Source organism: Weissella thailandensis, assembly GCF_005405465.1.
GTDB classification, from domain to species: Bacteria; Bacillota; Bacilli; order Lactobacillales; family Lactobacillaceae; genus Weissella; species Weissella thailandensis.
Genome location: NZ_BJEC01000009.1, coordinates 77284 through 88116 on the forward strand (window position 1 = coordinate 77284; position 10833 = coordinate 88116).

7 protein-coding genes, 16 tRNA genes and 2 rRNA genes are annotated in these 10833 nt (G+C 38.7%); 1 reads left to right on the top strand and 24 read right to left on the bottom strand.

The window, feature by feature from the left end; all coding sequences use genetic code 11:
* Nucleotides 1–38: 38 nt before the first annotated feature.
* The 4 genes from cydC to FFM62_RS05535 form a co-directional block, all read right to left on the bottom strand.
* Complete coding sequence (gene cydC / locus FFM62_RS05520) at nucleotides 39–1799, bottom strand: thiol reductant ABC exporter subunit CydC (RefSeq protein ID WP_115471216.1); 1761 nt, start codon at nucleotides 1797–1799, stop codon at nucleotides 39–41.
* Nucleotides 1792–3525, bottom strand: a complete 1734-nt coding sequence (cydD, locus tag FFM62_RS05525) for a thiol reductant ABC exporter subunit CydD (protein WP_115471217.1) — start codon at nucleotides 3523–3525, stop codon at nucleotides 1792–1794. The genes cydC and cydD overlap by 8 nt, the downstream gene beginning before the upstream one ends.
* Before the next feature lie 108 nt (nucleotides 3526–3633).
* Nucleotides 3634–4647, bottom strand: coding sequence for a cytochrome d ubiquinol oxidase subunit II (gene cydB / locus FFM62_RS05530; protein ID WP_115471218.1), 1014 nt, complete (start codon nucleotides 4645–4647; stop codon nucleotides 3634–3636).
* 3 nt (nucleotides 4648–4650) lie between these two features.
* On the bottom strand, nucleotides 4651–6123 hold the full coding sequence (locus FFM62_RS05535; protein WP_115471219.1) for a cytochrome ubiquinol oxidase subunit I: 1473 nt from the start codon (nucleotides 6121–6123) through the stop codon (nucleotides 4651–4653).
* Nucleotides 6124–6396: 273 nt separating this feature from the next.
* Here FFM62_RS05535 and FFM62_RS05540 point away from each other — a divergent pair, with 273 nt between their 5' ends.
* A complete protein-coding gene (locus FFM62_RS05540) occupies nucleotides 6397–7329 on the top strand; it encodes an NAD(P)-dependent oxidoreductase (RefSeq protein WP_174855243.1) in 933 nt (310 codons plus the stop codon).
* Between the two features lie 52 nt (nucleotides 7330–7381).
* On the opposite strand, the gene FFM62_RS05545 is transcribed toward FFM62_RS05540, so the two are convergent.
* The 20 genes from FFM62_RS05545 to FFM62_RS05635 all read right to left on the bottom strand — a co-directional run.
* Nucleotides 7382–8098 carry a tetratricopeptide repeat protein gene (locus FFM62_RS05545; RefSeq protein ID WP_240005921.1) on the bottom strand — a complete coding sequence of 239 codons (717 nt, stop codon included), beginning with the start codon at nucleotides 8096–8098 and terminating at the stop codon, nucleotides 7382–7384.
* Nucleotides 8046–8213 carry a helix-turn-helix domain-containing protein gene (locus FFM62_RS10290; RefSeq protein WP_240005922.1) on the bottom strand — a complete coding sequence of 56 codons (168 nt, stop codon included), beginning with the start codon at nucleotides 8211–8213 and terminating at the stop codon, nucleotides 8046–8048. Before FFM62_RS10290 ends, FFM62_RS05545 begins: the two co-directional genes overlap by 53 nt.
* A 748-nt stretch (nucleotides 8214–8961) precedes the next feature.
* Nucleotides 8962–9049 (bottom strand) — tRNA-Ser (locus FFM62_RS05550).
* Nucleotides 9050–9075: 26 nt separating this feature from the next.
* Nucleotides 9076–9150, bottom strand: a tRNA-Ile gene (locus tag FFM62_RS05555).
* Nucleotides 9151–9159: 9 nt separating this feature from the next.
* Nucleotides 9160–9231: transfer RNA gene (locus FFM62_RS05560), tRNA-Gly, on the bottom strand.
* A gap of 23 nt (nucleotides 9232–9254) precedes the next feature.
* A tRNA-Phe gene (locus FFM62_RS05565) sits at nucleotides 9255–9327 on the bottom strand.
* Nucleotides 9328–9336: 9 nt separating this feature from the next.
* Nucleotides 9337–9410, bottom strand: a tRNA-Asp gene (locus tag FFM62_RS05570).
* Between the two features lie 24 nt (nucleotides 9411–9434).
* Nucleotides 9435–9508 (bottom strand) — tRNA-Met (locus FFM62_RS05575).
* A 31-nt stretch (nucleotides 9509–9539) separates the two neighbouring features.
* Nucleotides 9540–9629: transfer RNA gene (locus FFM62_RS05580), tRNA-Ser, on the bottom strand.
* A 20-nt stretch (nucleotides 9630–9649) separates the two neighbouring features.
* Nucleotides 9650–9723: transfer RNA gene (locus tag FFM62_RS05585), tRNA-Ile, on the bottom strand.
* Nucleotides 9724–9739: 16 nt separating this feature from the next.
* A tRNA-Met gene (locus FFM62_RS05590) sits at nucleotides 9740–9813 on the bottom strand.
* Nucleotides 9814–9836: 23 nt separating this feature from the next.
* A tRNA-Pro gene (locus FFM62_RS05595) sits at nucleotides 9837–9910 on the bottom strand.
* A 41-nt stretch (nucleotides 9911–9951) separates the two neighbouring features.
* Nucleotides 9952–10025 (bottom strand) — tRNA-Arg (locus FFM62_RS05600).
* Nucleotides 10026–10033: 8 nt separating this feature from the next.
* Nucleotides 10034–10117, bottom strand: a tRNA-Leu gene (locus FFM62_RS05605).
* A 2-nt stretch (nucleotides 10118–10119) separates the two neighbouring features.
* Nucleotides 10120–10192 (bottom strand) — tRNA-Gly (locus FFM62_RS05610).
* A 4-nt stretch (nucleotides 10193–10196) separates the two neighbouring features.
* Nucleotides 10197–10269: transfer RNA gene (locus FFM62_RS05615), tRNA-Thr, on the bottom strand.
* 49 nt (nucleotides 10270–10318) lie between these two features.
* Nucleotides 10319–10391 (bottom strand) — tRNA-Lys (locus FFM62_RS05620).
* Between the two features lie 2 nt (nucleotides 10392–10393).
* A tRNA-Val gene (locus FFM62_RS05625) sits at nucleotides 10394–10466 on the bottom strand.
* A gap of 6 nt (nucleotides 10467–10472) precedes the next feature.
* Nucleotides 10473–10589, bottom strand: a 5S ribosomal RNA gene (gene rrf, locus FFM62_RS05630).
* A 93-nt stretch (nucleotides 10590–10682) separates the two neighbouring features.
* Nucleotides 10683–10833, bottom strand: a 23S ribosomal RNA gene (locus tag FFM62_RS05635); the annotation flags it as partial.

Here is a 10833-nt window from a genome sequence, read left to right on the forward strand (position 1 = left end):
GTATGCCTTTTCTTTGTCTTAACCAGAAAATCACCCTCTTATATATCAGTTAAACTACCATGATCCATTTGTAATAACTTTTTAAATCTTGGTTCTGTCGTCATCAATTGTTCAGGCGCACCCTGCATCGATATTCTTTTATTTTCGATAAAAATGACATCATTAACAAATTCAATACCAGTTAGATGATGGGTTACCCAAATAATAGTCCGATCAGAAAGCGCGTCAAAAATAGTCTTTAATACATTTAATTCAGTAATTGGATCTAGAGCAACAGTTGGTTCATCAAGCACAACGATTGGCGTATCTTGCAATAACACACGTGCTAATGCGAAACGTTGCTGTTCACCACCAGAGAAACGATTTCCCATCTCAGTCATTGGCGTCTCCAAGCCTTCTGGTAAACTACCAACCAAATCAGATAAAGCAACTTGTTTTAACACATGCCATAATTCTTCATCAGTTGCTGCTAAGTTTCCTAAGCGCAAATTATTAGCAACTGAACTAGCAAATAGGTGTGGCTGTTGATCCAAAACTGAAATAATAGATGAACGTTGTTGTTGCAATGTATTAATACTCTGATTATTAATCGTAATTGCACCACTATTAGGCTGTTCATCACCTAATAATAACTTTAAAAGCGTCGTTTTTCCAGCACCAGACTGACCCAAAATAGCTAGCTTTTCACCGTTTTTTATTGTTAGGTTTAGGTTCTCTAGAACCAATCTACTGTCATTATACCCAAAGTTAACTTGATTAAACTTAATTTCCGGATTTTTAATTTCTTCCGTTGATTGGTCGCTTGTTTGCTGCCCTTCATTTTTTGATTCAGCAGCCATATTGTTTAATCTTTCAATAGAATCTTGATATCGTGGCCATTCACCAATTCCTGTACTAATAGATGTTAAAGCATCTTCTGCTGGAAAAATAGCTAACACAAAAGCTGCAATCCAGTTAACGGCAAAGTTATCATCACCGAATTGACGAGTGGCAAAAATTAGCAAAATAACCGCAGCTGCACCAATAACCAAGGCACTGAACATGTCACGCCACCAATTAAAATGAGCTTGCTTTGACTTAATTTTATTAATACCATCAAAATCATTTTGTTGGCGATCAAACAGTTCTTGTGTTCGACCAGCTAACACCCAGTCTTGTAATCCCATGACTGAATCAGTTAAATCAGTATATAACTGACCCTCCAATTGTTGTTGCTTAAAATCACGGGCTCCATTAACGGCCAAAGTAACCATAGGTGCAACAATTGTCGTCATGCCTAACACGAGCAAGATAGCCAATGCAAAGCCCCAATTAAAGACACCAACACCGATGGCAATTAGTACATAAACAACTAAGCCAATGACGGTCGGGAATAACGTTCGCAGATAGAAGTTCTCTATTTTAAACAGGTCATTGTCGAGAACATTTAAAACTTCTCCCGTTTGTGATTTTGCATACACAGATTTTGTACCAGTTTCCACCAGTTCATAGAGACGTCGCCGAAATACTGAAACAATCTTTAATACCCAGTTATGCGAAACTAATCGTTCAGCGTAACGAAAACTTGGTCGTCCAATACCAAAAGCACGTGTTAACACAATTGGCACATACACCATCAAAATATTTTCGGGAATTTGTGCCGATCTTGAAATCAAGAAGCCTGAAGTAAACATCAAAGCTGCCCCAGAAAAAGTAGTCATAAAGCCTAAAAAGATAATTAAAACAAGCAGCTTTTTATATGACTTCAGATATGGAAATACCCACGTATCTTTTTTTATTAATTCAAACATTTTATGCATTTTTGTCACCTCGCATTGCTGATTGCAAACTTACAAAGTAACCATTATGCGACTTCAAGTCTGCTAACGTTCCCTGCTCAACAATCTCACCTTCACGCATAACAATAACCCAATCCATTTCAGTTAACCAGTGTAATCGATGCGTCGCAAAAATAACCAGTCTTTGTTCGAATAACGGAACCATCGTCTCTTTTAAACGAACTTCTGTTTCAATATCCAAATGGGCAGTTGGTTCATCCAATAATAGCACTCGTCGATCCTGATCTAACAAAATTCTTGCCAAGCCAATTCGTTGTGCTTGACCACCAGAGGTCTTCATTGCCCCTTCACCAATTAATGTATCTAGCCCGCTTGATAAACTATCATACCATTCACCTAGTCCAACCGTATGCAATGCTTTAATTAACTCATCATCATTTTTTTCAGGCGAATAGAACGCTAAATTACCGCGTAACGTGTCATGGAAAATATATGGCTTTTGTGGCAACACTTGTAATTGATTTTGCCAATCTTTTTGTTGTAGATGAGGAATATTTTGGTTATTTAACTGTACTTCACCATCACCAATTAAAAAACCGCCTAATAAATTCAAAAGCGTTGATTTACCAGATCCAGAAGTTCCAACAATGGCAACTCGCTGGTGGCCCTTAAATGATAGATCAATATCTTTCAAAGCTGGTGCGGTTGCTTCAGGATATTGATAGTTAACACCCTTAAGATGCAAGGTATCCTCGGCTTGCCATTGCTGTTGTTCACTCTGATAAACATTTGTATCATCAGCAAGGTCTTTATCAAGTAAGTCCATAATATCCGCAAACGAGTTTTTCCCATTAAGTGTTGCGTGATAATCATTAGCAAAATTTCGAATTGGTAAAAAGTATTCTGGCGCTAAAACTAAAATTGTTAACGCCGGTAACAATGGCATCGTACCGTTCATTAAACCTAATCCCAAAAAAAGGGCGACGATAGCAATCGACAACGTTGTAAAGAAATCCAAGGCAAATGTTGATAAAATCGCAATTTTTAATGTACTCATCGTTGCTTTACGATGTTCTTCTGAGACATCATAAATGTTGTTAGCGTATTGCTTAGCTAATCCAAGTTGCTTCAAAGTAGTCAAACCGCGTAATGAATCCACAAAATGATTAGACAGCCTATTAAACGTATCATATTCTCGATCCGCCTTAGCCTGGGCTGCATAACCTAAAATAATCATAAATAAGACAATTACTGGATAAATGAAGAATAAGAAAACAGCTTGTTTCCAATTAATTGTAAAGATGTATGCCAAAATCACCCATGGAATAATCATCATATCAAACAGTTTAACCAAAACTAAGGTAAAGTAATCATGTACTTGATCAATACCTTCAACAGCTAACGAAACTGATTTTCCAGTACCTAAATCAGAAATGGCACTGGGACCTAACTTTGCATACTTTTGGGTTAATTTACTTTGCAACATCCCCGTTGTTTTACCAGCAAATGGTTCCAAGGCATATTCTTTAAAAACCCCCATCAGTTGCCGTAAAACATATGAACCAATAAATATTAATACCACCCAAAACACTGACTTTAGTGGATGTTGTTGCCAAAGTCTGGTCAATGCAATACTAATAGCGCGGCCCTGTCCAATAATAGCAAGGGCTTGAACAAAGGTCAGGATACACAACACCCCTAACGCCTGCCGCGCTCCAGAAAACTTAAATAACCGTTTATCTAACATAAAAATAATTCCTTTCACTTCAAGAATAAAGCAAATATGTATAAAAAGGTTGGGACAAATATTGTTCCAACCTTTTTGGTCCTGTTAATCACTAAGTCTAACAAGTACTTAATATGAAATCTTCTCAACCCGAATACGATCACGGAAAACGTAAAAACTCCAGATTTGATATGCCAACACAATTGGCAAAGCCGTAAGTGAAATGATTGTCATCCACTTTAGTGTATATGGTGTTGAAGTTGCATTCTTTAGTAAGAGTGACATACCTGATTCATTTCCAACAATGACACGTGGGAATAATCCTGTAAACAACAATGCCACGACTAAGATAATGACTAATCCTAGAGCAATAAATGCCCAAGTATTTTGTCTTTTAAGAGTTACTGTCCAAGCAGCTAATGTTAATACAACAATCGCTGCCAGCATAATAACTGTTATCAATGGCTTTTCCGTAAAGAAATCAGTAAAGACAAATAGTGTCACCGCAAATGCGACTTCACCAACCAAAAGTACTGGGTATAGTACTTTTAGTTGTCTTTGAATACGATCATGTAGTGAACCATCTGTAATCTTAAGGCGAGCGTAATTTAGTCCATGCACGTATGAAAGTAATGACATGGCAACACCACCAACAATTGAGAAAATATTGAAGTAATCCCAGAAATTAGCTGACATGTCACCATTAGCATTCAAAGGCATTCCTTGAACTACATCAGTAAATAGCACACCGAATAAGAATGGTACAAACATCGATGTAATTGATGAAATAGTTGTCCATAAATCACGGTATTTTGCTGTTTTCATTTGCTCACGGAACTCAAATGAAACACCACGATAAATCAAACCAATCAATATCGCAAATAGAATCAAGTAGAAACCTGAGAATAATGACGCATACCAGAATGGCATAGCAGCAAACATTGCCCCACCGGCTGTAATTAACCAAACTTCATTACCATCCCAATGTGGACCAATTGAACGAATCAACGCATCTTCTTCTTCTTCATTCTTAGCTAGTGTCTTTAATGACATACCAATCCCAAAGTCGAATCCTTCAAGGAAGAAGAACCCTGAAAATAGTACAGCAATTAAAACAAACCATAAAATTTGATATCCTGTCATCGCTTAGGCCTCCTTTCCATTTTCAAATGCTGTAGGTGAAAATGGATCGACATCTTCTTCAGTTTCAGTTTCATCAACTGATTCTGGGCCAGCAATCATCACACGACGTGACAGCATAACCATGATTAGTCCTAATACTGTGAAGGTTGCAAAGTACAAAATATTTGACGTTAGCAATGACGCAGCAGAAACATTTGGTGATACAGCATCAGCCATCGTTAACACACCATAAACAACCCATGGTGCACGACCTAGCTCAGTAATTAACCAACCTGACGTAATAGCCACAAATGGCAAGTACGTTGCAATTCCAAATATCCAAAGAGCCCACTTGTACTTTGTAATATCAATTTTAGACTTCTTACGAGTGAACCAAAGTGCGACTACCGCTAACAATCCAAATGCACCGGCTGATACCGCCATGATTCGGAAACTATAGTACAACGTATTATTTGGTAAGTAATAATTCATATCATGTCCAAATTTTACATCGTACTTTTCATGAAGTTCCTTGTTAAGTTCATGCCAACCTTGACTACCACCAGTTAATGAGTGGTGAGCTAGAATTGACAACATGTAAGGAACGTCCAGTGACCACTTCACTTCATTGGTCTTTGGATCAGTATAAGAAATAACAGACCATGGTGCCTGTTCATCATCGCCACCAACATTCTTATCAATACCCTCTGTCGCAGCAAACTTCATTGGTTGATCTTCTTGTAGAGCCAATGAGTGACTATCACCCGTGTAAGCTAACCCGACAACACCAACTAGTGCCACCACTGCAGATACTTGCACTGATTTCTTAAAGAAATTAACTTCATGGTGTGGTTTACGCAATAGTGAAAAGGCAGAAACTCCCATGACCACAAATGATCCTGCCATAAATGTGGCAAAAATAACGTGGGGGAACTCAAGCCATAATTGATGGTTTTGCAACAATGCTGGGAAATCTACCAAAACAGCTCGATCAAATTTATGATCAACTTCGAAACCAACTGGATTCTGCATGAATGAATTAGCTGCTAAAATCCAAAGGGCTGAAAACGCCGAACCTATCGTCGTTAACCAAATAAACAATAGATGCAATTTTTTATTAAAACGATCCCATCCAAATGACCACAAGCCCAAGAAAGTTGATTCCAAGAAGAAAGCAACTAAGGCCTCAACAGCCAGTGCTGGACCAAAGATATCACCCACATAACGAGAATATCTTGACCAATTCATACCGAATTGGAACTCTTGGATAATTCCAGTAACAACACCTACCGCAAAACTGAGCATAAAAATCTTACCCCAGAATTTTGTCATTCGTTTATACTGGTCATCCTTTTTTATAACGTACAAAGTTTCCATTACCGATACAATAATACCAAGCCCAATTGACAACGGTACAAAGAAAAAATGAAAAATTGTTGTCATTGCGAACTGGAATCTTGCCAGGTTTAAAATGGAAAGACCTGCTACCAAGTTCATACAACTAACCTCCTACTCAACAGATATGTTTTTAAGCGCAATAAGTGCTCATATAAGATTAATTGTACCTATTTTATGCATCTTTTACCACTTTATTAAACGTTTTTTTGCACATTTTTTTGCCAAAATATTATTTATTTGTGAATATTTTCATTAAAGTTTCAATTGACACACGTCGTTAATATTTCGTATCGCTTTCATCGTATTATTAAATGGACGTTCTCCGATATTTCGCTTAAAATAAATTAAAATAACCCATTTGGAGGAATAATTATGATGACGAAATTATTGGCATTGTCCCCGTTAACCGATGAAAATATAGAATCATTAAAAAAATATCACATTACGGTTGTTACGCCAGAAACAATGATGCCTGACGATTATGCCAAGATTGATATTATTTACGGTTGGCGGTCTAAAGTTATCAGTAAAATCCTAAAAACTTCCAATCATAAAGTAAAATGGATACAATCTTTTTCGGCTGGCGTAGATTTTATGCCTCTTGCCGATTTAGAAAATCAGCACATTACCCTGACCAACGCCAGTGGACAAACGGCAGTACCAATTGCTGAAAGTGTGATGAGTTATATTTTACACTTCGCTCGTGGTTTACACGTTTATCAAACACAGAACCATTGGGAACCCTTTGAAAAACAATTTACACTAAAAGAATTGCCAGTTATTATATTTGGTACCGGACGTATTGGACAACAAATTGCTACCTATCTACAGGCATTTGGTACTGAAGTATACGGTGTCAATACAACAGGTCATCCAGTCGGTGGTTTTAAAGAAACGTTTGCTATCAATGATTTAACACAAGTGCCAGATCATATAGCTATCGTTATTAATGCCTTACCTAGTACGCCTACGACAAATAATTTCTTTAATAAATCACAACTGGAATTATTTAAAGATCTATTCCTATTCATTAATATCGGACGTGGTTCCACGGTCAATGAACGGGATTTACTGGCTAAACTTAATGACGGTAGCATTCAACACGCTGCTTTAGATGTAACTAAAGTAGAACCAATTCCAAATGACTCGCAGTTATGGCATCAGGATAACTTGTTATTAACACAACACTCAACTTGGGCGGGAGAATCAGATTCGCTATTTAATATATTCATGAAAAATTTGCCAGACTTTCTGGCTGGTCAACCACTATCTTACAACGTGGTTGATTATAAGCGCGGTTATTAGTATAAAACACCTATCACGATAGTTTTAGTAAACTATTCTGATAGGTGTTTTATTAATTTATTTCAAGATCTTCTAGATACTGTTTAACATCATCTTGTAAATTAATATCTTTAGAAAACTCCGCAGCTGCATACATGAGCATTTTTGCTTCTGATTTTTCTTTCAATAAAGATAACTGTTCACAACACTTTACTCGTAATTTTTGTAGTTTGACAATCTGATGAAAATGTTCACTCGTTGGTAAAATTGCCAATGCTTGTGTAATACGTTCCATTGCCTTTTGCGGATCATCAATCGTTAAATATAATTTACTTTGATGATAATACGTGTGTGCAATAACCTTCCCTAGTTCAGCACGCATGGTTGGCCGGTAGCCTTTGATAATACCACAGGCACGTTCAAAATATTCTGATGCATATACATACTCACCTTGTTTTGCCCACGTTGCCCCCATTTCTGTGTAAATTTCAATTAATAGCTCCATTTGATGCTTTTCTGCATCACCAAGCGCAATTTGTAATAATTGCATGGCAACGTTTGTCTGATTTTGAGACAATGCAATTCTAGCTCTTAATAGATTATATTCTGGCAATGCAAACACTGGTAACCGACGTAGTAAAGTTGAACTCTCTAATCGGTTAGCGGCTTGTTCAAATTGGCCAATATCAATAAAGTAACGGATAACCGTTAACGGCGTTACCGTTAACTCATTAATTTTAGCAACACTGGACACACGTAACTGTAAACGTGCGCAAAGTTGTTGTTTCATCAGTACGTTCTATTCGAGATAGCAAGGACTGATGACAGATACCCTCCGCAACATCAGCTTGTGAAATTCCTAATTGTTCGCGACGACGTTTTAAACTACCTTTTAATAATTTCATGTCTTTGATCTCCGAATCAAAAATATATTATTAGCATATATGTTAGTTAAATAATAAACAAGTCTTTTTATATTAGTTTTTGGAGTTAATGATAATTCAAATACATAGTTTATGATATTTTTCATAGGTAGAATCACGCTATACTACTCTTTTATTGCACTTTTAGTTTTAAAGCCCTAACAGTGTTACATAAAATAATTAATTTTCACATTTTTAAATATGCTAATTTTCACAGGCACTTTTTCGTATATTTCAGGATAGGGAAATCAGTCAAAGGATATTGCCAAACCCGCTGCCATAATGATCACCTTATTTTAAATTGCAAAGAAGCAAAAAAATATGCATTCATCGCTGCATTCAATTTTTAGTCTTTGGAAATGTGTTGCTATTTAAGTCTAAACGCATTGACAAAAACCATATGCTTCCTTTTTTGTCTATCTTATATAAAAGCTTAATTTAATCACTTATTTTTCTTGTTTCTAAAAATAAAAAGTTGAACAATAGCAACTGTGCACTATTTCTCCGTATAACCTACCCAGTAAAAATGTTATCAATAATGTAACTAAGCAACAATTACGTCCTTACAAGGGCTGTCATGCTTAAAACATTTAGCTGACTATACCTACTGTAAACAATGCTAAGGTATACAAATGAGCTTTATCCAATTAATTCATTTTTTGTTTTAGAAACAAAAAAATTGCTCTCCCGAAGGAGAACAATTCTAGTTATCAATTAATGTTATTAAGTACGGAGACAGAGGGATTCGAACCCTCGCGCCGGTTTCCCGACCTACACCCTTAGCAGGGGCGCCTCTTCAGCCTCTTGAGTATGTCCCCATGTCAAAAGTAATCTTTTAACAAAATGGGACTGAGAGGACTCGAACCTCCGACCTCACCCTTATCAGGGGTGCGCTCTAAACCAGCTGAGCTACAGTCCCATACTACAAAGCGGACGACGGGAATCGAACCCGCATTCCCAGCTTGGAAGGCTGGAGCACTAGCCGTTGTACTACATCCGCATAACACTATTAATATAATGCTATGGCGCGGGACGGAATCGAACCGTCGACACTACGAGCTTCAATCGTATGCTCTACCAACTGAGCTACCGCGCCAAAATAAAACGGTCACAACGGGATTCGAACCCGTGATCTTTCGCGTGACAGGCGAACGTCATAACCAACTAGACCATGCGACCAACAGATAAAAAAATCTGATTTAATTGCGGGTGTAGGATTTGAACCTACGACCTTCGGGTTATGGGCCCGACGAGCTACCAGACTGCTCCAACCCGCTATAATAAATAATAATCATCAAATGATGACGAAGGAGAATGTGGGATTCGAACCCACGCGCCGGTTTCCCGACCTGACGGTTTTCAAGACCGTTCCCTTCAGCCAGACTTGGGTAATTCTCCATAAATACCTAAGGCCTAAATGGACCTTGTTGGACTCGAACCAACGACCGGACGGTTATGAGCCGTCTGCTCTAACCAACTGAGCTAAAGGTCCAAATTCTATGAGCCAATCGCGGCGGGGGGAATCGAACCCTCGACCTCCCGGGTATGAACCGGACGCTCTAGCCAGCTGAGCTACACCGCGAAACATAACACTTAGTGTCATAATCGGGACGACAGGATTCGAACCTGCGACCCCCTGGTCCCAAACCAGGTGCTCTACCAAACTGAGCTACGTCCCGAACATGCTAACTAGCAATAATAAACAAACTAACGTTTGTAATGCACCTAGAAGGATTCGAACCTTCAACCTTCTGATTCGTAGTCAGACACTCTATCCAGTTGCGCTATAGGTGCAAATAATATGCCGGCTACCGGGATCGAACCGGTACGATGTCCCCATCGCAGGATTTTAAGTCCTGTGCGTCTGCCTATTCCGCCAAGCCGGCAAAGCGAACAACGGGATTCGGACCCGCGACCTCTACCATGGCAAGGTAGCGTTCTACCAGCTGAACTATATTCGCATGATGCCGACTAAAGGGTTCGAACCTTCGACCTCCGCTTTACAAGAGCGATGCTCTACCAACTGAGCTAAGTCGGCAACAAATAAATAGTTACCAGTTTGACGAAATAGATACATATTATTAAAGTGGGTCGTCTGGGGCTCGAACCCAGGACCCATGGATTAAAAGTCCACTGCTCTGCCAACTGAGCTAACGACCCAATGGACGTTACAGGGATCGAACCTGTGACCCCCTGCTTGTAAGGCAGGTGCTCTCCCAGCTGAGCTAAACGTCCATTGATGCATCGCGATGTCCTATCCTCGCAGGAGGCGATCCTCCAACTACTTTTGGCGCTACTGAGCTTAACTGCTGTGTTCGGTATGGGAACAGGTGTGACCTCAGTGCCATCATCACGACACGATAGTTACTAAAAGCAACCACGAGATTAATTATCTCAAAACTGAATCATAATGTCAAGTCTTTTTTTATTTTGCCTTACACCACTTGCTACTTGGTTAAGTCCTCGAACCATTAGTACTAGTCCGCTCCATGTGTCACCACATGTCCACTTCTAGCCTATCTACCTCATCATCTCTGAGGGGTCTTACTTCATTTCTGAATGGGAAATCTCATCTCGAGGCGAGTTTCACACTTAGATGCTT

What these genes read in the sequence shown, in the direction of transcription:
- cydC (WP_115471216.1), bottom strand. Translation starts at nt 1,799, where the DNA reads ATGCATAAAATGTTTGAATTAATAAAAAAAGATACGTGGGTATTTCCA.
- cydD (WP_115471217.1), bottom strand. Translation starts at nt 3,525, where the DNA reads ATGTTAGATAAACGGTTATTTAAGTTTTCTGGAGCGCGGCAGGCGTTA.
- cydB (WP_115471218.1), bottom strand. Translation starts at nt 4,647, where the DNA reads ATGACAGGATATCAAATTTTATGGTTTGTTTTAATTGCTGTACTATTT.
- FFM62_RS05535 (WP_115471219.1), bottom strand. Translation starts at nt 6,123, where the DNA reads ATGAACTTGGTAGCAGGTCTTTCCATTTTAAACCTGGCAAGATTCCAG.
- FFM62_RS05540 (WP_174855243.1), top strand. Translation starts at nt 6,397, where the DNA reads ATGATGACGAAATTATTGGCATTGTCCCCGTTAACCGATGAAAATATA.
- FFM62_RS05545 (WP_240005921.1), bottom strand. Translation starts at nt 8,098, where the DNA reads ATGAAACAACAACTTTGCGCACGTTTACAGTTACGTGTGTCCAGTGTT.
- FFM62_RS10290 (WP_240005922.1), bottom strand. Translation starts at nt 8,213, where the DNA reads ATGAAATTATTAAAAGGTAGTTTAAAACGTCGTCGCGAACAATTAGGA.